General features: G+C 37.3%; 18 protein-coding genes. 9 read left to right on the top strand and 9 right to left on the bottom strand.

Annotation, left to right across the window (positions count from 1 at the left end; all coding sequences use genetic code 11):
• The first annotated feature begins 215 nt into the window (after positions 1-215).
• The 4 genes from katA to NSS70_RS17820 all read left to right on the top strand — a co-directional run bounded on the left by katA (position 216) and on the right by NSS70_RS17820 (position 6,424).
• A complete protein-coding gene (gene katA, locus NSS70_RS17835; protein ID WP_066250008.1) occupies positions 216-1,679 on the top strand; it encodes a catalase KatA in 1,464 nt (487 codons plus the stop codon).
• 275 nt (positions 1,680-1,954) lie between these two features.
• On the top strand, positions 1,955-3,688 hold the full coding sequence (locus NSS70_RS17830; protein ID WP_340882110.1) for an ABC transporter ATP-binding protein: 1,734 nt from the start codon (positions 1,955-1,957) through the stop codon (positions 3,686-3,688).
• Positions 3,669-5,489, top strand: coding sequence for an ABC transporter ATP-binding protein (locus NSS70_RS17825; RefSeq protein WP_340882109.1), 1,821 nt, complete (start codon positions 3,669-3,671; stop codon positions 5,487-5,489). The genes NSS70_RS17830 and NSS70_RS17825 overlap by 20 nt, the downstream gene beginning before the upstream one ends.
• An 80-nt stretch (positions 5,490-5,569) precedes the next feature.
• On the top strand, positions 5,570-6,424 hold the full coding sequence (locus NSS70_RS17820) for a Cof-type HAD-IIB family hydrolase (protein WP_340882108.1): 855 nt from the start codon (positions 5,570-5,572) through the stop codon (positions 6,422-6,424).
• Positions 6,425-6,632: 208 nt separating this feature from the next.
• On the opposite strand, the gene NSS70_RS17815 is transcribed toward NSS70_RS17820, so the two are convergent.
• The gene (locus tag NSS70_RS17815) at positions 6,633-7,109 is read right to left on the bottom strand and encodes an N-acetyltransferase (protein ID WP_340788609.1); all 477 of its coding nucleotides are present in this window, start codon (positions 7,107-7,109) and stop codon (positions 6,633-6,635) included.
• 383 nt (positions 7,110-7,492) lie between these two features.
• Between NSS70_RS17815 and NSS70_RS17810 the strand changes: the two genes are divergently transcribed.
• The 4 genes from NSS70_RS17810 to NSS70_RS17795 all read left to right on the top strand — a co-directional run bounded on the left by NSS70_RS17810 (position 7,493) and on the right by NSS70_RS17795 (position 11,260).
• Complete coding sequence (locus NSS70_RS17810; RefSeq protein WP_063386800.1) at positions 7,493-8,446, top strand: ABC transporter permease; 954 nt, start codon at positions 7,493-7,495, stop codon at positions 8,444-8,446.
• A complete protein-coding gene (locus NSS70_RS17805; protein WP_130156847.1) occupies positions 8,436-9,386 on the top strand; it encodes an iron chelate uptake ABC transporter family permease subunit in 951 nt (316 codons plus the stop codon). Before NSS70_RS17810 ends, NSS70_RS17805 begins: the two co-directional genes overlap by 11 nt.
• Positions 9,380-10,138, top strand: a complete 759-nt coding sequence (locus tag NSS70_RS17800) for an iron ABC transporter ATP-binding protein (RefSeq protein ID WP_063386798.1) — start codon at positions 9,380-9,382, stop codon at positions 10,136-10,138. The genes NSS70_RS17805 and NSS70_RS17800 overlap by 7 nt, the downstream gene beginning before the upstream one ends.
• 165 nt (positions 10,139-10,303) lie before the next feature.
• Entirely contained in the window at positions 10,304-11,260 is a 957-nt protein-coding gene (locus NSS70_RS17795) for a siderophore ABC transporter substrate-binding protein (protein ID WP_094244446.1), read from the top strand.
• A 487-nt stretch (positions 11,261-11,747) separates the two neighbouring features.
• On the opposite strand, the gene NSS70_RS17790 is transcribed toward NSS70_RS17795, so the two are convergent.
• Positions 11,748-12,818 carry a hypothetical protein gene (locus NSS70_RS17790; protein ID WP_340882106.1) on the bottom strand — a complete coding sequence of 357 codons (1,071 nt, stop codon included), beginning with the start codon at positions 12,816-12,818 and terminating at the stop codon, positions 11,748-11,750.
• Between the two features lie 3 nt (positions 12,819-12,821).
• Positions 12,822-13,463 carry a YiiX/YebB-like N1pC/P60 family cysteine hydrolase gene (locus tag NSS70_RS17785; protein WP_340882102.1) on the bottom strand — a complete coding sequence of 214 codons (642 nt, stop codon included), beginning with the start codon at positions 13,461-13,463 and terminating at the stop codon, positions 12,822-12,824.
• Positions 13,464-13,878: 415 nt separating this feature from the next.
• Here NSS70_RS17785 and NSS70_RS17780 point away from each other — a divergent pair, with 415 nt between their 5' ends.
• On the top strand, positions 13,879-14,679 hold the full coding sequence (locus tag NSS70_RS17780; protein WP_340882100.1) for a uroporphyrinogen-III synthase: 801 nt from the start codon (positions 13,879-13,881) through the stop codon (positions 14,677-14,679).
• Between the two features lie 133 nt (positions 14,680-14,812).
• On the opposite strand, the gene NSS70_RS17775 is transcribed toward NSS70_RS17780, so the two are convergent.
• From NSS70_RS17775 to NSS70_RS17750, 6 genes are all read right to left on the bottom strand, one after another.
• Positions 14,813-15,601 (bottom strand): HAD-IIA family hydrolase, encoded by a 789-nt coding sequence (locus tag NSS70_RS17775; RefSeq protein WP_340882097.1) that lies wholly within the window; start codon positions 15,599-15,601, stop codon positions 14,813-14,815.
• Between the two features lie 15 nt (positions 15,602-15,616).
• Positions 15,617-16,417 (bottom strand): sugar phosphate isomerase/epimerase family protein, encoded by an 801-nt coding sequence (locus tag NSS70_RS17770; protein ID WP_063386793.1) that lies wholly within the window; start codon positions 16,415-16,417, stop codon positions 15,617-15,619.
• A gap of 11 nt (positions 16,418-16,428) precedes the next feature.
• The gene (locus tag NSS70_RS17765; RefSeq protein WP_340882095.1) at positions 16,429-17,574 is read right to left on the bottom strand and encodes an ABC transporter ATP-binding protein; all 1,146 of its coding nucleotides are present in this window, start codon (positions 17,572-17,574) and stop codon (positions 16,429-16,431) included.
• A 14-nt stretch (positions 17,575-17,588) separates the two neighbouring features.
• Positions 17,589-18,413, bottom strand: coding sequence for a carbohydrate ABC transporter permease (locus NSS70_RS17760; RefSeq protein ID WP_003252244.1), 825 nt, complete (start codon positions 18,411-18,413; stop codon positions 17,589-17,591).
• Positions 18,403-19,302 (bottom strand): carbohydrate ABC transporter permease, encoded by a 900-nt coding sequence (locus NSS70_RS17755; protein ID WP_340882092.1) that lies wholly within the window; start codon positions 19,300-19,302, stop codon positions 18,403-18,405. Before NSS70_RS17755 ends, NSS70_RS17760 begins: the two co-directional genes overlap by 11 nt.
• Before the next feature lie 115 nt (positions 19,303-19,417).
• Complete coding sequence (locus tag NSS70_RS17750; protein ID WP_340882090.1) at positions 19,418-20,731, bottom strand: ABC transporter substrate-binding protein; 1,314 nt, start codon at positions 20,729-20,731, stop codon at positions 19,418-19,420.
• Positions 20,732-20,781 lie beyond the last annotated feature (50 nt).

Here is a 20,781-nt window from a genome sequence, read left to right as displayed (position 1 = left end):
TTTTTTTAACAACTTGTCAAAGAAAATAAACAGAACAAAATGAAAAAAATAGTGGCTAATTGATAATAAACGAGGTTCATTGATTGATAGATCAACAGTTTCAAACTCTTTTATTAAAATTATTATAATTTACTATTGATTTTTAATTAAAATATGTTATCATATAGTTGTAATAATTAGAGAAATATTATTTTAAATTATGAGGTGATCGGTAAATGGGAGAGAATAAAAAGCTTACGACGAGCTGGGGTGCTCCTGTAGGGGACAATCAAAATTCGATGACAGCAGGCCATCGAGGTCCGACATTAATTCAAGACGTACATCTTCTGGAAAAACTAGCCCATTTTAATAGAGAAAGAGTTCCTGAACGAGTTGTTCACGCAAAAGGTGCCGGTGCTCACGGATACTTTGAAGTGACAAATGATATGTCAAAATATACGAAAGCGAAAGTCTTCAACGGAGTAGGCAAGCGAACACCAGTATTTGTAAGATTCTCAACTGTTGCAGGTGAGCTTGGCTCCGCTGATACGGTCCGCGATCCGCGCGGTTTTGCCGTTAAGTTTTACACAGAAGAAGGAAACTATGACATCGTAGGAAACAACACGCCGATTTTCTTCATTCGCGATGCGATTAAATTCCCTGATTTTATCCACACACAAAAACGCGATCCAAAAACACATTTGAAAAATCCTACTGCCGTATGGGATTTTTGGTCTCTATCGCCTGAATCATTGCACCAAGTAACTTATTTGATGGGAGATCGCGGAATTCCGGCAACATACCGTCATATGAATGGTTATGGAAGCCATACATTTAAATGGACAAACGAAGACGGGGAAAGCGTCTGGATCAAATATCATTTCAAAACTGACCAAGGTATAAAAAACCTTGATACGAAAACAGCTGTAAAAATTGCCGGAGAAAATCCGGATTATCATACAGAGGATTTATTCAATGCGATTGAAAACGGAGACTATCCTTCTTGGACGCTTTATGTGCAAATCATGCCGCTTGAAGATGCCAACACATACAGATGGGATCCATTTGACGTGACAAAAGTATGGTCTCACAAAGATTATCCATTAATTGAAGTAGGAAAATTAGTATTAAATAAAAACCCTGAAAACTATTTTGCAGAAGTTGAGCAAGCTGCATTCTCACCGGGAAACCTAGTTCCAGGAGTCGATGTATCGCCGGACAAAATGCTGCAAGGTCGTCTCTTTGCATATCATGATGCACATCGCTACCGCATCGGGGCAAACTATAACTCACTTCCAATCAACCGTCCGCGGGTTGAAGTGAACAACTATCAACGCGATGGATTTATGCGCTTTGACTCAAATGGCGGAGGCTCTGTATATTATGAACCAAACAGCTTCGGCGGTCCAAAAGAAACACCTGAAGCAAAACAAGCATCATACCCAGTATCAGGTGTTGCGGAAAACGTTCCTTATGACCATGATGACCATTATACTCAAGCGGGCGACTTATACCGTCTCATGAGTGAAGATGAAAGAGTACGTCTTATTGAAAATATTGTAAATTCAATGAAGCCAGTTAAGCTGGAAGAAATAAAACTCCGCCAAATCGGCCACTTCTACAAAGCAGATCCTGAATATGGAACCCGCGTTGCAGAAGGTCTTGGTTTGCAAGTGCCAGAAGAAGTAAAAAAAGGTTAATAAATATTTCATAGCTGGACGATCTCCGAAGGTTCAAACGAACTTTTCGGGGTCGTCTTAATTTTTGTCACTTTCGAAAAAATATTTGGAATTACAACCTGCTTGCTTGTGAATGCGTCAGCTTTCAAACAATAGTTGGAATTACCACACGTCCCATAAAAACATATAATTGCCTTCTTTAATAGGGAAAAGTAAAAATAGTTAAAAATTTTTTTATAAAGTTGTATGATGGAAAATATAAATAGTTTCGTTCATACTTTTTGGAGGCTATGCTTATGAAAGAAGTGGCGTCTTTCTTAAAACCGTACCGCTTGGCGGTTGTTATTGCTCTTGCTCTCATGTTAACCGAGCTGACAGTGGAGCTTGTCCAGCCTTTGTTTATGGCAAAAATTGTAGATGATGGAATTTTGAAAAGGGATTTATCAGCTGTCGTCCATTGGGGGTTGGTGATGGTTGGTGTATCGGCTCTTGCCTTTGCAGCAGGCATCATTAATTCATTTTTTGCGGCGCATGTCAGCCAGAGCTTTGGCTTTGATATTAGAAAAGTTCTTTTTGGGAAAATTCAATCCTTTTCATTTGCGAACTATAATCAATTTTCCAATTCATCTTTCATTACAAGGATGACAAATGATGTCTCCCAAGTGCAAAACACAATTTTTATGGGACTTCGGATTATGCTGCGTGCTCCATTGTTGGTGATCGGCGGCGCGGTTATGGCTCTAGCAGTAAATTTTACCTTATCCTTCATTCTCATCGTCATTCTTCCGTGCCTGATCTTTTTTCTTTTATGGGTGATGAAAAGAGCAGGATCGATGTTTCGAATCGTGCAAGAAAAGCTGGATACGGTGAATAAAGTCATACAGGAAAACTTGACGAATATGCGCTTAATCAAAGCTTTTTTGCGAAATGACTATGAAGTTAATTGCTTTCAGAAGGCGAACAAAGATTTAAAAGACCAAACAATTTTCGTGCTCCGCTTTATGGAAATTATGCAGCCTGTCTTGCTTTTTGTAATGAATGTAAGCATTTTAATTATTTTATGGGCGGCTCATGCTGGACCAAGTGAGGTAAAAGTAGGTGAAGTCGTTGCGATCGTCAATTATTCAACGAGGATCATTTCTGTTTTATCTATGCTGTCTTTTATTGTCTCTGGTTTTTCCAGGGCAAAAGCCTCCAGCTTAAGGATTTCGGAGGTGCTTCAAACAGAAGTAAAATTGACTGATGAGCTTGCCGAATCAAGTCATCAAATAACAGAGGGAAAAATTGAATTTCGATCGGTGTCCTTTGCATACCCGGATTCAGCCGTTAAGGTGCTTGATGATGTATCGTTTACGGTAAATGCTGGAGAAACTATGGCGGTGATGGGGGCTACCGGCTCCGGCAAATCGACTCTTCTCAATTTAATTCCGCGATTATACGACTTAGAAAAAGGAGCCGTTTATATTGACGGTTTCGATATACGTACGATCAAGCTTGAGCATTTAAGAAGGTCAATTGGGATGGTTCCGCAAGAATCGCTGTTATTCACTGGAACGGTAAAAGATAATATTTTATGGGGAAAAGAAGATGCTACTATGGAAGAAATCATTGCTGCTGCAAAGGATGCCCAAATACATGATACGATTTTAAAGCTACCTCATGGATATGATACCCTTATCAGCCAAAAAGGCGTGAATCTTTCCGGAGGGCAAAAGCAGCGAATTTCGATTGCCAGAGCGCTTGTCCGAAAGCCAAAAATATTGCTGCTTGATGACAGCACGAGTGCTTTAGACTTAAAGACGGAAAGAAAACTGCTTCAAGCATTGATGAAATATCCATGTACGACCTTGATCATTACGCAAAAAATTTTAACAGCGATGGCGGCTGATAAAATTTTGCTACTAGAAAACGGAAAGGTGCTTGCGAAAGGAAGGCATGATGAATTAATACGCAGCGTTCCACTTTACCAAAAAATCTATGAATCACAATATGGAAAGGATGGCATCCGTCATGCTCAAAAGTCTTATTGAACCTTTCCGATATGAAAAACTAAAGCTGACAAATGAGTCAAAAGTGAAGAAAAGCTCTTCAAAAGTTAAAGACTGGAAAGGAACATTAAAAAGAATTTGGGGATATATGTCAGATCAAAAGGTTTTGTTTTTTTTCGTTTTGCTCATGGTTTTTATTAGCACAGCTTTAACAATCCTTGGGCCTTTTTTAGTAGGGAAAGGGATCGACATTTATATTGTAGAAAAAAGCGGAAATCACTTTTTCTTTTTTTTCGTCGTTCTTGTTTTGATCTATGCATTGCATTCCCTTTCCATTTGGCTGCAAAACATATGGATGATCAAAGTGGCGCAAAATACTGTGTATAAAATGAGATCCGATCTATTTCGCCAGTTTCACCTTCTTCCCATTTCTTTTTTTGATCAGAAAAAAACGGGAGAGCTGATGAGCCGAATGACCAATGATGTTGAAAACGTCAGCTCGACATTAAACAGCTCAGTGATTCAAATCTCATCCAGTGTTCTTACATTAATTGGTGTTATTTCTGTTATGTTATGGATGAGCCCTTTTTTAACAATCATCACCTTAATAGTTGTTCCTTTATTGGTTGTAGGTATGAAATGGATTACCCGGCGGACTGGACAATTGTTTAAAGAGCAGCAGCGAAGTTTAGGAGAACTGAATGGATACATTGAAGAAACCATCACTGGTCAGCGAATTGTCAAAACTTTTTCACAAGAGAACCGGGTTATGCATGAGTTTTTAGAAAAAAATGAAAGGCTGCGGAGATCTTCATTTTGGGCTCAGACGATTTCCGGTTTTATCCCAAAGCTTATGCACGTATTAAACAATTTAAGTTTTACATTGATTGCAGGGTTCGGTGGAATCTTTGCTCTAAAAGGGTGGATAACCATCGGAACGATTGTTGTTTTTGCGGAGTACGCCAGGCAGTTTACACGGCCTTTAAATGATCTTGCCAATCAATTTAATACATTATTATCTGCGGTTGCCGGTGCAGAGCGGGTATTTGATTTGCTCGATGAGCAGGCAGAGGAAGCCGATTTTGGAGAATATGTACAATCCGCAAATATAAAAGGAGACATTGTGTTTGATCGAGTATCTTTTTCATACGGGGAAGAGAGACAAACGATAAAAAATATTAGCTTTCATGTTTCTCCGGGAGAAACAGTTGCCCTTGTCGGTGCCACCGGCGCCGGAAAAACAACGATCATCAATTTACTGGCACGCTTTTATGAAGTAAATGAAGGGAGAATTTTGATAGATGGAAAGGATATTTCCAAATTAAGACGGAGTGAACTTCGTCAAGCAATGGGGTTTGTATTGCAGGATCCTTTTTTGTTTCACACGACAATTCGTGAAAATATCCGATACGGAAGATTGGATGCAACAGATGAGGAAGTGGAGGAAGCGGCAAAGCTAGCAAATGCTCATTCATTTATTAAAAACCTGCCTGATCAATATGATACAATCATTAACGAAGGTGGAACGAGCATCAGTCAAGGTCAAAAACAACTTCTTTCAATTGCGAGGGCGATTTTAAAAAATCCGTCCATTTTATTGCTGGATGAAGCGACAAGCAGCATTGACACTGTAACAGAATTAAAGATTCAAGAAGCGCTGGAGAGGCTGATGAAGGGGAGAACAAGCTTTGTGATCGCTCATCGGCTGAATACGATTAAAAAAGCAGATCAAATATTTGTTATCCAGGATGGCCGCATTGTGGAAAAAGGATCTCATGATGAATTGCTGGAAAAAGAAGGATTTTATTTTGATTTAGTCACAAACCAGCTAAACCGCAATTAAAAACGAAAGACATGTTGTCAGAAATAAAGGATCATATATAATGAATATAATCACTTTACTTTGTTAAAAGGGGAAACAGTATGAAATTAGTAGCTATTGATTTAGACGGGACATTGCTATCTTCCAATTTATCCATATCAGAAGAAAATCTTACAGCTATTCGGGAAGCACAAAATGAGGGAAATATCATCATGATTTGCTCCGGCAGGGCGCCTGAGAGTATTCGTGAACTGCTGGACGAATATGATTTGGCATGTCCATTTGCAGCAAGCAATGGAACAGTTGTCGTAATCGAAGGAGAAAAGCCGAAATACATTTCAATGAACAAACAAAACATGTTGGAAGTAGCCGAAATTTTGGAGAGTTATGGTGTGCCGTATAAACTTTATACAAATGATGGTATTTGGATGCCGGAAGACTGGAGCGCCAAAGTTCGCTCTGCTCTGCAGTCGAATCCGGAGCTGGCAAAATGTTTGCTTGAATCTGAGTACAAACAGTTTATTGAGCAGCCAAAAAGGACCGACAATAATCGATACTTTCGTCATATACAAGATGTTATAAACCGCGGTGATTTATCGGTCCAAAAGTTTTTTATTTTGCAATTTAATCAACATACTAGAAAAGAAATTATGGAACAATTAGAAAATATTGCTGGGATTGCGGTTACGACATCAGGTGACTACAACGTTGAAATAATGGATGAAAAGGGAAATAAAGGATACGGATTAAAAGCTGTTGCCAAGCACTACAATATCCCATTGGAACAAACGATTGCGATTGGTGATAATTTCAATGACGTTCCAATGCTGGAAGCTGCAGGGCTTTCCGTTGCAATGGGGAATGCCGAGCCTGAGGTGAAAGAAATGTGCGATATCGTGACGAGGACAAACGATGAACACGGTGTCGCCCATGCTATTCGACAATTTGTGCTGTAAATGGTTTATGGATGCGAAGGGGTGTCTAATAAGTCGTTTTTACGGCTTATTGACGCCCCCTTTAATGTTTTAGAAACAACGTTTATGATTTTTTGTTTTCGATAGGGATTTGACTTTCTGGATAGCTCCTTTCATTTTATTTACTATTGAAAACTGCGACGGTGCGGCTTCTTTGAGGCGGGCAATAAAAAAGTGTGATGAATTAATTTTATTGTTTCGCTAGTTCTTTCTGCCATACTTTTTTTAACATAGCTGTTTCGTCACACGATGGAAGTTTCGGACAATTGATGCAATCCTTCCACATTTTTTGCGGGAGAGATTGCTTGTCAACGATATCGAATCCTAATTTGGTAAAAAACTCGATTTGATACGTTAAGGCAATCAAATTTTCAATTTCCAACCTGTTTGTTTCATAAATGATTTGTTTTACGAGCTCTTTTCCGATGCCTTTTCCGGTATGGTCAGGGTCAACGGCCAGCGAGCGGATTTCAGCCAAATCTTTGTCTAAAATATGCAAGCTGGCAACGCCAGCCACTGCTCCGCCTTCATCTGCAACATAAAAATTTTGTAAATTCTCATAAATAGATGCATACGTTCTGCTGAGCAGCTTTCCTTCCAATGCATAATGTTTAATTAATTGATAGATGGCATCTGTATCGCTCATAGTCGCTCTTCGAATGTGCATGTATACTCCCTCATTTAATCGAATGAATAATTATAAGTAAAACAAAATATTTATTCATATATATTATCGGTATGAACATTATTTTGTCAATAAAAAACCAAACAATTTATAATTATGCAAGTTCATCAAATATTTAAACATTTTCTGTAAGTAAAATTTTGGAGGGAGAAAATATTTGATAAAAGGATTTTACTACATGGAAGCTAGCATTCAATGAAACTTATGGTAAAAAATAGATGTTTGCAAGAGAGGTTTAATCTTCTTCATCCATCAAATTGTGGACAAATTCAGACATTTTTTCTTAATTTATTGAAAATGAGTCTTATTCTTATTATAATTGATAACGAATCTCATTATTAATTTATTACGGAAAGAGTTAAAAAATGAAAAAACGATATTTGATCATTGCTCTCATTATCCTTTCAATTGCATCGATTTTTATCGGAGTAAACGATATTAAACCAACTGATATATTCAATTTGACAGATGAACAAATACAAATTTTGATCATCAGCAGAATTCCGCGCGTTATTAGCATTATTATTGCAGGAACGAGTATAAGCATTGCCGGTCTTATTATGCAGCAGCTGAGCAGAAACAAGTTCGTTTCCCCAACTACGGCAGGAACAATGGATTCCGCCAGATTGGGGATTTTAGTTGCGATCATGGTTTTTGCAGACGCTAGTCCGATTCAAAAAATGATTGTCGCTTTTGCTTTTGCACTTTTAGGAACATTTATCTTTATGAAAATATTAGAAAAAATTAAATATAAAGATACTATTTTTGTTCCTCTAGTCGGGCTGATGTTCGGCAATATCATTGGATCTATCACTACTTTTTTTGCATACAAAAATAATTTGATTCAAAATGTTTCCTCATGGCTGGAAGGAGATTTTTCGTTAATTTTAAAAGGTCAATATGAATTATTGTACGTCAGCATTCCTTTTGTATTAATTGCATACTTGTATGCGAATCAATTCACTGTCGCTGGAATGGGAGAGGAATTTTCGAAAAATTTAGGCTTGAATTATAAACAAGTTGTCAATATCGGACTTGTTATCGTAGCTTTGATCACTTCATCTGTTGTATTGACGGTTGGAACCATTCCGTTTCTAGGTCTTGTCGTTCCGAATATTGTCGCCATATACAATGGAGACCATTTGAAAAAGAATTTGATTCATACCGCTTTGCTCGGTGCTGTTTTCGTTATGTTTTGCGATATTTTAGGGCGAATCATTATATATCCGTACGAAATCTCGATCAGCTTAACCGTCGGTGTCATCGGCAGTGCCATTTTTGTTTACTTACTTATGAGGAGAAAAGCATATGGGTTATAGAGCGAAAATAACATCTCTTCTAGTGGTCGCAGTCCTTTTAATTATCACCTTTTTGTTCATCGACCTCGGCAAAAATTGGGATTATGCATTGCCGCGCCGTTCGGTGAAGATGCTGGCGGTTATTATTACAAGTGTAGCAATCGGTTTTTCAACGTTAGTATTTCAAACGATTACAAACAACAGAATTTTAACTCCGAGCATTTTAGGTTTAGATTCTTTATATATGCTTTTGCAAACCATGCTTGTCTTTTTATTTGGTTCAACACATGTTGCGATGATCGATAAAAATATTAACTTTGCGCTTTCCTTGTTCTTTATGATGCTGTTTGCACTGATCTTTTACAAATTCCTTCTTCGAGGCGAGGGTCAAGACATTTATTTTCTTCTTCTAATTGGACTGATATTCGGAACATTATTTAACAGCTTGACTTCTTTTATGCAAGTGCTGATAGATCCTAACGAATTTCTAATTGTACAGGACAGAATGTTTGCCAGCATCAATAACGTGAATACGGATTTGCTGTACTTGTCGATTGCCGTTATGCTGCTGGTGGGTCTTTATTCACTGAAATATGCCAAATATTTAGATGTGCTGGCACTTGGAAGGGAGCATGCGATTAATCTCGGCATTGATTACGATCATGTTGTTAAAAGGCTTTTGATCATTGTGGCTGTTTTCGTTTCGATTTCGACAGCTTTAACCGGTCCGATGACGTTTTTGGGTCTTCTCGTGATTAACGTGGCAAGGGAATTTTTAAACACATATAAACATAGTGTTTTAACGATCGGGACCGTTCTTTTTTCCATCATTGCGTTGGTTGGCGGTCAGCTATTGGTCGAAAGAGTGTTTACATTTTCAACTACGTTAAGTGTTGTCATTAATTTTGTTGGAGGGGTTTATTTTATTTATCTTCTATTAAAGGAGAATCGATCATGGTAGAAGTAAAAAATGTTTCAAAACAGTACGGAAACAAATTTGTAGTAAAAGGTGTCTCGCTGAAAATTCCGAAACAAAAAATCACAGCCTTCATCGGCCCAAACGGAGCTGGAAAAAGCACACTGCTATCAATGATCAGCCGATTAATAAAAAAAGATGAAGGAGAAATATTGATTGACGGAAAAGAAATTGGCGCATGCAAAAGCAACGATTTGGCGAAAAAAATTTCGATCTTAAAGCAATCAAACCACATTAATCTTCGCTTAACAGTCAGGGAACTTGTCTCTTTCGGCAGATTTCCGTATTCAAGCGGAAGATTAACAAAAGAAGATCAAAGGCATGTGGATGAAGCGATCCGTTACATGGGGCTTGAAGAGATCGAACATAAATTTCTTGATCAGTTGAGCGGAGGCCAAAAGCAGCGGGCTTTTATCGCTATGGTGATCGCGCAGGATACCGAATATATTTTGCTTGATGAGCCATTGAACAATTTAGATATGAAGCACTCTGTGCAAATTATGAAAATGTTAAGAAAACTTGTCGATGAACTTGGAAAAACAATTGTCATTGTACTGCACGATATCAATTTTGCATCGGTGTATGCCGATTATGTAGTTGCAATGAAAGATGGAGAGCTCGTACACGTCGGGCCAACTGATCAAGTCATAGATCGTTCTGTCTTAAAAGACGTATATGATATGGATATAAACATTCAGCAAATAAACAATTGCAAAATATGTGTGTACTTTTCTTAAGAAGGGTAGTATGGATGGAGGCATTTTGATAAACATCTCAGCAGAAGGAAGAGCTGTCAGCTCTTCCTTACAAAGAATTCGAAATGATAATGATTTTCTTATTCAATTGCGAGATGTTTAAAGAATTGCCGACATCATTTAAAAAATATACAGGGGGTAATTTTTATGAAAAAGTTTTTAGTTTTTCTCATTGCTTCTTTGATGGTTTTTGTTGTTGCAGCTTGCGGCTCGAACGGAGCAACTAGCGGAGAAGGTGAAAAAAATGACACGAAACAGGAGTCAGAAGAACTGACGATTAAGCATCAGCTTGGCGAAACAAAAGTGAAGAAAAATCCAGAAAAAGTCGTCGTTTTTGATTTTGGTGCTCTTGACACATTGGATAAGCTTGGCGTTGAAGTGGTAGGTGTACCGAAGGATAACCTTCCATCCTATTTAAAAGACAAATACAGTGACGATAAATATGAAAATGTCGGCGGTTTAAAAGAACCGGATTTTGAAAAAATCAGTTCGATTGAGCCTGATTTGATCATTATTTCCGGAAGACAATCAGAGGTTTATGAAGAGTTTGAGAAAATTGCACCAACCATCTTTATGGGTGTTGATACAACGAAATATTTAGAGTCATTCCATGAAAATGTGAAAACACTTGGAGAAATTTTCGGTAAAGAAGAGGAAGCTGAAAAAGAACTGGCAGCAATCGATGAATCGATTAAAAAGCTAAAAGAAAAAGCAGAAGCGTCTGGAAAAAATGCATTAGTTATTTTAGCCAATGAAGGGAAAGTCAGCGCATATGGACCGAAATCTAGATTTGGACTCATCCATGATGAATTTGGAATTAAAGCTGTAGATGAAAACATTGAGGTTTCTACACACGGACAAAGCATTTCATTTGAATATATTGTTGAAAAAAATCCTGATTACTTATTTGTGGTAGACCGCGGTGCTGTTGTAGGCGGCCAATCATCTGCAAAACAAACAGTAGAAAATGAATTAGTGAAAAAGACAAATGCCTACAAAAACGGCAATATTGTGTACTTAGATCCTAACTACTGGTATTTATCCGGCGGCGGATTGATTTCGGTTGCTGAAATGGTGAAAGAAGTGGATAATGCGATCCAATAATTTTTCAAAAGGGAGCTGAAAACAGCTCTCTTTTTTCATATGCACCCGGGCATGGGTGTAATCTCTAGGGTGAAAGTCTCGAGCTGCGAAGGCAAAAGTAGCAGTTAGCTTAACGCAATAGTGTCCGTGGTGATGTGGAATCTGAAGGAAGCGGGCAGCAAACTTAGGGTGTCTCTCGAAACACGAACTTCATATGAGGCTAGTTGCCATTGGATGAAACAAAGTCCTTTCTGTCGAAGATGGTACAGAGTAAATGAAGCAGACAGGTGGAAGGAAAGACTGCACCCTTACCCAGGGAGGTATGACCGACATGTCGAATTGATTAGTATGAACGTCTTAACCTTTTCCATAAAAGAAACAGACGCAAGAAACACATCCATATGCTGAAAGTCATAGACAAGGTCAACATTTGATTATGAGACTCGCTAGTTAGACACCGTGAGAAGGCATTACAAAAAGCCAATACCTTGCTACATAGTATTGGCTTTTAATCATTGATGAAAAATGAAGTGAATAGACTCTCATCTCCTTTTAACTTAAATTCTTTTTCTTTTTTGAAGTTATCAAGATTATAAATTTGTATCTTTGTGCCGTCTGATGTAATAAATTGATCTTCATGAATATATGATACATAGTTTTCAATTTCTGTAGTAAATACATCAATTTTAGAAGAATTTAAATGAAGTTTCGCAATTTTCTTTTCCGTAGGTTCTCGTTGTATATCTCCTTGTGTGATAAAGATATGATCTTTGTGTACATGCATATCACTCAAGGATTTGAACGGAAGGGTAATCTTTTCAATTTTCTTGTTCATCAAGTTTATTTTTATTAATTCATTTGACTGATTGTCTTTTCCATCTGATGTTTTTACTAGGAAAAGATCGTTGTCAACGAGCTCCATATCTGATGAATACATCATATCGTCTATTTTTATTGTTTCAATTAAAGATAAATCTTTTTTATTGATTACATTGATAATACCGTAAATATCATCTGGATTGGAGTGTATAAAGGTTAATACATATAATTTGTCTGAATGTTCAATCATATGAATGGCTTGCCCCTTGAGCTTAGTGGATGCGACCTGTTTTCCTGTTGCTATATTTGTTTTGGCAAGATCAGAGGAAGTGAGATCTCCCCCAGACATGTAAGCAAACTCCTTATCAACAGTCCAAACTGTGGGAGCAATTTTTTCTTCGTTAGGAATTTCTTTAATCTGCAAATTACTTTTATTTAACTCTAATATAAATTCATTGGTGTTGTATTTAGATTGTGGATTAGCGTAATATATTTTATTATTCATATGAATAGGTCTTTCCATAAAAGCTCCAAGAGGCATTCCTCTGTATTTCGTTTTATGTTTTGAAAGAAACTTTCCTTTTTCATTGTACAGGTGTATAACTGCTTTCTCAAACATATTTGTATAAATCACTGCATATTTGTAATCTTCGATGTTTTTTGTTTCCGTTGAGAAGCATCCTTGTAAAAAGATCATGGAGAATAACAAACAGATAAAGATCATTTTGTATCTGTTTGTTATCGTTTTAAAAAGGTTCATTTGTTAAACTCCTTTAATATAAATGATATACGTGTGAGAAGAGTTAACTAAATCAATTGGAAATACGATTCCTCCGCCATGATTTAAGTTTAAACCTGTAGTATACTTATATGCTTCATACACTAATTGCGAACAATAAAATTTTTTTGTAGTGTTGATATTCGTAAATTCCCAATTATAAGGTTTTCCTTTGTGTGCATACGCTCTGTCTGCAGCTTTTGCATCTTGAGCGACAGTTGTTCCCTTTGTCGTTACCGCATAAACAGTTTTATATTTTTTATTCCAATCATTATCGTAAGTTTTTACTCCTTTTTCTGGGAAAGATTCAACTGTTTTTGTTTCTGAGTATATGATTCCTGCATGACCTACTAGAGAACCAAATTTTCCATCTTTAGTTACTAATATAACTCCTTTTCTTTTTGGATATGATGCTGCTGCTAACGCTTGAAAATTATTAGCTTTAAAATTATAAGATGATGAATTTTTATCAGGTTGAACTAGTTCTGGGTCAGATTCGATCTCTTTCTCCACTCTTTCAAAAGTTTCTAACTGTTGTTGGACTATGTCCTCAGAAGAAGTAGAATTTGCATGAGATACAGCTGGCAAAATTACCGATAACATGCATAAAGACAAGACTGTACTCAATACTTTTCCAATTTTCTTTTTAATTAATTCTCCTCCTCTGTTAATAAAGTATTAGGAAAAAATTCCCTTTCATTTTCATTATATATTAAACTCAACTTTTTTCAACTTAAATTTGGTAAATTAGTAAAATATTTCTTATAAATAGAATAATAGATGAACATAGAAAATGGAGATCCTTTTTGCAGATAAAGTTAGCCAAAAACAACACCGGTACTTATTAATGCAGAAAGCCAGGTGTGCTTTTTCTATAATCCCGTCTACCGCTAACATACAAAAACATTGAAATTCCATAACGGCTCTAACGCTACTTCCATAAAAAAGTTGCCCACAAATACTTGACTCAAACTTTTTCATTTGAAAATAAGGGATGAACGGAGTATTTATAGTATGATAGAGAAAAAGGGGGAAGAAAGGCATGGGAAATTTACATGGGAAGCGGATCGCTATCACAGGCTCTCGAAAGAGCGAGGAAATTTCCACGTTAATTCGTAAAAAAGGAGGGGAGCCTGTTATTCGAGCCATTCAAGAAACAATAAAATGCTCTCCTTCGGAATTGGAGGCTGATCTTCGAAGCATTGTTGAAAAAGGGACTGACTGGGCTGTGTTTACGACAGGAATAGGGACGAACGCTCTGTTGGAAGCGGCAGAAAAGATCGGCATTTTAGATTCATTTATAAACGTTTTAAAAGAAGCAAAAATAGCTGCCCGCGGCTATAAAACGAAAGCGGCTCTTAAACAAATCGGCATTCAGCCGGATGCTGCCGATGATGACGGAACGAATGACGGGCTGCTTCGGGCTATTGAAGGATTTTCTTTTAAAGACAAGCATGTTTTTTTACAATTGCATGGAGAACCGGTGCCAAAGCTTTCAGAATGGTTTGAAAAGCACGGAGCGATTTTGCATGAAATTTTGCCATACCGCTCCATTGTACCTAATCCTGAGACCGTTGAGCAGCTGCTGGATGAAATAATCGAGAATAAGCTGAATGCTGTTGCGTTTACAGCTGCCCCGCAAGTAAGAGTGCTTTTTAAATTGGCTGAAAAAAAAGGAGCAACATCCGACCTTATAGAGGCATTTCAACAAAATGTTTTGGCAGCAGCCGTCGGCAAAGTAACTGCTGGAGAATTGAAGGAATATGGGGTGCAGCGCATCGTGGCTCCAGAACTGGAGCGGATGGGGGCGATGATTGTCGCTTTGGATGAGTATTTTCAATGATGTTGTTGTCAAAAAATTTAATGGCTGATTGTGTGTATAAAAAACAGGTGGAGCGTGACAGCTTTGAGGATGAATCACGTCCACCTGGGTTTGAACCTTTTACCTAAAAATCAGTATGTATGAAAGCATCGATTTATTTCATGAAAAACAAATACTGTAAATTTTGTGCAATATAATTCGGGTAAATTTTGTTTTTTTCAATATCTTCTTTTCTAGAGGCTCCTGTTAATACAAGGCATGTGCGGCAATTATTTGTTTTTCCAAGCAAAATATCGGTTTCTAAACGATCGCCAATGATTAAGCACCTGTTGCTGTTTATGTTTAATTTTTCAAGAATTTTTTTGCCGCAAAAAGAGGAAGGCTTCCCGATCACCTGATCGATCGGCCGTCCTGATGCAGCTTCTATTGCTTTCGCTATTGCCAGTGTATCTGAAATATACCCTTCAGGAACTGGACAAAGCGAATCCGGATTGGCTGCAATTAATTTGGCTCCATTACGAACCGCGTTCATTGCCAAATTGAGTTTTTCGTAAGTGAAGCAGCGATCAAGCCCGACAAGTACGTGGGTCGCGTCCATAGGATTGTCGGTCATTTTTAGTGAAAATTTGTGGAATTCTTCCGAAATCGCTTTTTCGCCTACAATATAGACTAAAGCGTCCGGAGATTTCTCTAAAAAATATACAGCTGACAAATAAGAAGCTGTCATGATTTCGTCCAGTTTCGCTTGAATTCCTAAATGATGAAGCCGCTCTCTGCATTCTTCTCTTGTTTGTGTCGATGTATTTGTGATAAAAAGAATTTTTTTGTGATGGCGCCTTAATCGGTCGATCGTATCTTTTACACCGGGTAAAAGATTGCCGCCAAGATAAATAGTTCCATCTAAATCAAAACAATATGCATCAAAATCGTCAATGTGTAACAATACAATACTCCACCTTTATTCTGTTGAAAGTTCTTTTAGAAGAATTTCTTTGCCTTCGCGTAACTTTTCTAACGGTGTTCCGGGGGCATATTCTAGGATGAGCTGACAATCGATTGATTGTTCATGAATCGTTTTAAAGATTTCTTGCCATGGGACAGTTCCTTCACCGATTGGCAAGTGATCGTCTCCTGTTCCGTTATTATCATGAACATGGAGGGCAATCAGTCGATCCTTTGTCTGCTTCATTATTTGCGGAATATCCCAACCGTTTAAATTTGCGTGGCCAATATCAAGTAAATATCCTGCCGTGTCATGAATATTTTCTAAAAAGCTTATAAACTCATCTTGCGTAAAAATCGAACTGCCGTTGTATCCGACGTTTTCGATTGCCAGTTTGACGTTCAAAGGTTTAGCAAATTCACATAATTGATGGATATAATCTTCAGCTCGTTGCTTTGCTAAACGTTTGTCAAAAACCGGAGAAAAACAGAACCCAGGATGGATCACAACATGCGAAGCCTGAATCATGCCGGCAAATTCAATCGCTTTTTTGTATTCAAAAAATGAAGCTTCCCGAATCGCTTTATTTTCACTTGTTAAGTTAATATCCCATGCTGGCGGATGAATGGTGTAGCCGATGGGCAATTCTTTTAGTTTGGAAGACAATTTTTTGAATGATTTTTCCATGTCATCCCATTTTTCGCCATCCATTAATAGTTCAACTTTATCAGCTCCATATTCAATTAAGTCATGGACATTTTTTAAAGGATCTTTTGATACAAGCGGCAAATCAGAATAACAGATTTTTCTTTTCATAAACAACCACCTCATGAAAGATATGTTTCCACATTGATTTTGTGATTCATCGGACTGCTTTCATTCAGATCCAGCTCTTGCGGATAGCCTATTGATTGTGTGGATTCTTGATCAAAAATATGAATACGATCCATTTTTGGTTTTAAATAGACCATTTCCCCCGGATGCCAATTCTTTTTTTCACTCATCGCAATCACTTCATGACCTTCTAAATTTATATAAATACTGTAGCTGCTTCCTTGGTTTTCCACGTATTTCACTGTGCCTTTTAATGTGTTTTCTTGGGGAGTTTTATAAATTTCTAGATGTTCAGGACGAATTCCAAAAACAAACGTTTTAGCATTGCTTTCATTTATTTTTCGGATCCACATCGGATGTAATAAAAATGATTGTTTCCCGATCACAACTTTGCCATCATAATAATCCATATCGACAATATTCGTTGGAGGCGAGCCGATAAATTTTGCCGTAAAGATGTTTGCAGGGCGGTTATATACATTTTCCGGCGTATCTACCATTTGCAATTGCCCTTGATTCATTAACGCAATCCGATCCCCTATAGTCATTGCTTCAATTTGATCATGTGTAACATAAACGATTGTTTGCTTATACATTTCATGGATTTTCACTAGTTCCTTGCGCGCAGATACTCTTAGCTGCGCATCTAAATTTGATAATGGTTCATCAAGCAGAAAGAAATCAGATTTTTTTACAACGGCTCTTGCTAAAGCGACACGCTGCCTTTGCCCGCCGGATAAATCTTTCGGCAATCTGTTTTCATATCCTTTCAGCTGGAGCATTTCTAACACAGCATTTAATCTTTTTTGAATTTCGTCTTTATGAACCTTCTGAACTTTTAAACCGTACGTAATATTTTCAGCGACATTCATATGAGGATATAATGCATAATTTTGAAATACCATCGCTACATTTCTTTTTCCGCTTGGAATGTCATTCGCCTTTACGCCATTCAAATATAAGTCGCCTGAAGTAATTTCTTCTAGGCCGGCAATCATGCGCAAAGTTGTCGATTTGCCGCATCCGGACGGACCTAGAAGAACTAAACGTTCTCCAGGATGAATGGTAAGATTGAGCCCTTTTACAACATGTGTTTTTCCATAGGATTTCCAAACGTTTTCAAATCTTATTTCCTTCATTGTGCCATCCTCCGTTATTTAATTCCAGAAGAAGTAAATGTTCCTATAATATACTTCTGGAAAATTAAATATAAAGTTAAAGGTATTATCATTGTGATGACTGATACGGCCATGGCGACAGTAAAATTCGTGCCGCCTTCTGAGCTGATGTACATCTGTAAAGCAAGAGGCAATGTATAATTTTCCTTGCTTTTTAAAATGAGCACCGGCCATACGTATTCGTTCCAGGTAGTAATGAAAAACCAGATACCTGTTGATGTGACAGCCGGCCTAACTAATGGGAGAACGATATCTTTCATAATCCGGGCGTGTCCAATATGATCTAATTTGGCTGCTTCAATTAACGAGATGGGGATTGTTTTCATCGACTGCCTCATTAAAAAGATACCAAGCGCATTGGCAAGCTGCGGCAAAATAACACCCCAAACGCTGTTGACTAAACCGATACCCGATATGATCAAATAGTTTGGAATCATTGTTACGGTAAAAGGGATAAAAATTGTACTAATTAACATAAAATATAAAATGTTTTTCCCTTTAAACTGCAAAAATACGAAAGCATACGCTGCTAAAAATGATGTAATCAGTTTGAAAATTGTCGCAACAGAGGCAATAATGAACGTATTCATCGTAATTTTGAAAGCAGGTAAACTATTAAAGAATGTGATATAGTTTTCGAATGTCGGATTTAACGGAACTATGTTCAAAACATTGTTGTAGGCATCTTCCAACGTTTTAAACGATGAACCTAATGCAAAAACGATAGGATATAAAAGAATAATGATTGTAATGATAAAAATAATGTGCCAAGGTATCGCAACAGATCGTTTAATTTTCATAATAGATACCTCTTTCAACAAACTTAAATTCAAGAACTAATAATATGCAAAAGATTAACATCGTCATAATTGATAAAGCTGCAGAATGTCCTGTTCTGTAAAGTACGAAGGCTTCGTGATAGGCGTGATAGATCGCATTGGAGCTGGCGTAATTTGGACCGCCTTGTGTTATCACTTTTATAGGCGTGAATACATACTGCAGTCCTTGGACGATTGTAATAATAAACACATAAATGCCAGTAGCGCTGCTCATAGGCAAGACGATATGAAAGAATATTTTCCATAAAGGAACATTATCCAAACGGGCTGCTTCTATTATTTCGCGTGAAATACCGTTGATAGAAGCATAAAGGACGATAAAGTTATAGCCAAATACTTTCCAAGATGTAATCAAACTTAAAACCAATATGACCCAACCGTCTAATTTACTCCAAATCGGCATTTCAATGCCGAACCATCCTAAAATAATGGCAACAGGTCCGGAAACTGGATTTAAAATCCACGTAAACAATATCGAACCGACGACCAATGAGATGAATGCCGGCAGAAACAAGGCGCTTTTATAAAAACCATTAAATCGTTTTAAAATTAAATCTAAAACGAAAGCAAAAAGATACGGTATGATACAGTTTATAACTAATAAGAAAGCAATATATATAAATGTATTTCCCAATATTTTATATGTATTTCGATCAGATAAAACATCAATGTAGTTTTTCAATCCTACAAATTCTTTTGTCGGAGTAATCATGTTCCAGTCAAAAAAGCTTAAATAAATTGTGTATAAAAATGGCCAGAACATGAATATCGAAAATATAATTAACGTTGGAATCAATAAGCAATACGCTTTCCAACTCTCTTTATTTTTTAAAACCGTCCCATCACTCATATTTTTATTACCCTCCGTACTGATACCGAAAATAAAAGTTAAAAGGAGGGTGACTAAAGGAAGTTTTTTTGAAAAATTGTTATAAATGTTAGTCACCCTTTGTAGACATTTCCTTTTACTTTAACAATTCATTGATGGATTTTTCCGTTGATTTTAAACCTTCTTCTACTGATACTTTTCCTGTAAGAATTTCGTCGCGTACATCTATTAATAATTGCTCTGCCTGTAAACCGGCGTCTCCAGGGAATGATGCCCAAGGAACTATCTTGTCCATTTGTCCTATGGCAGGCTTCATCATTTCATTTTCTTCTAAAAATGATTTAAGTCCATTTTCTGCTTCTGCAACATCTTTACGTGGAGGCACATAACCTGTTCCTTCTGTCCATTTAGCCATTGATTCAACGCTATAAAGAAATTTCATGAATTCCCATGCTGCTTTTTGCTGATCTTCATCTTTTGCTGTAATAGCCAGCATTGCGCCACCTGCCGGCAGTCTTACTTCTTTTCCTTCCCATGCTGGCGATTTGATTGCCGCTACGTCAAATTTGGCATTCGCTTGGATATGCGAACGTTGGGCAATCGTTGTATAGACCATGGCGACATTGCCATCGATAAAGCTTTGTACACCTTGATCCCAAGGCAAATGCAAGGCTGTTTTATCTTTTAACACCATATCAGCCCATAGTTGATACGCTTCAATTCCTTCTTTTGAAGCAAATGTTGCTTTTCCGTCCGTAATCATTTTGGCTCCGTTGCTTTCTAATAAAGCTTGTGTAGCCCAGTTATCTGCCGGTTCCTGCAAATAAAACCCATATTTTCCTGTTTTCTCTTTTATTATTTTGGAAAATTCTCTTACCTCTTCCCACGTTTTTGGCCCATTTTCATCTAAACCAGCTTTTCGTAAAAGGTCTCGATTAATATAGAGGACTGGATTGCTTAACGAATATGGAATCCCGACTTGTTCACCATCCGAATTTTTCGCTAAATCCAAAACATTTTTTAAGAAATGATCTTTTAAAAATGTTTTATCTTCTGGAAAATATTTATCTATTATTTCTTGCGGCGGCACATAATGAAAATTATTTGAGAAGTAGTCTAAAAATGCCCATCCTACTTGTACAACTGCTGGTGAATTGCCCGCAGCTACTTCAGCCTGTAAATTTTGCATCAACCCTTTATACATGTCCGGGTTGTATTTGGCTACGACTTCTACAGTATCACTTTGTGCATTAAATTCCTTCACTAACTCTTCTACTGTTTTTCCGCCTTGAGTTTCAGCATTTACGTGCCAGTATTCGATAACAGTTTTTTTGTTGCCGTCCTCTGATTTAGAAGGAGAGTCATTGGCTGCCTGCTTGCTCGTGTTGTTACAAGCTGCTAACATAAATACTAATGTAAATGCGCAAATCAATTTTACAAATGATTTCATTATATTCCTCCTCACCAAATTGTTTGAGCGTAATTAATGAAAGGGATCTT

It is taken from the genome of Aeribacillus sp. FSL K6-2848 (assembly GCF_038004325.1).
Lineage (GTDB): Bacteria > Bacillota > Bacilli > Bacillales > Aeribacillaceae > Aeribacillus > Aeribacillus composti.
The sequence above is the reverse complement of the archived record's forward strand: the minus strand, read 5'-3'. Positions and strand labels throughout refer to the sequence as shown.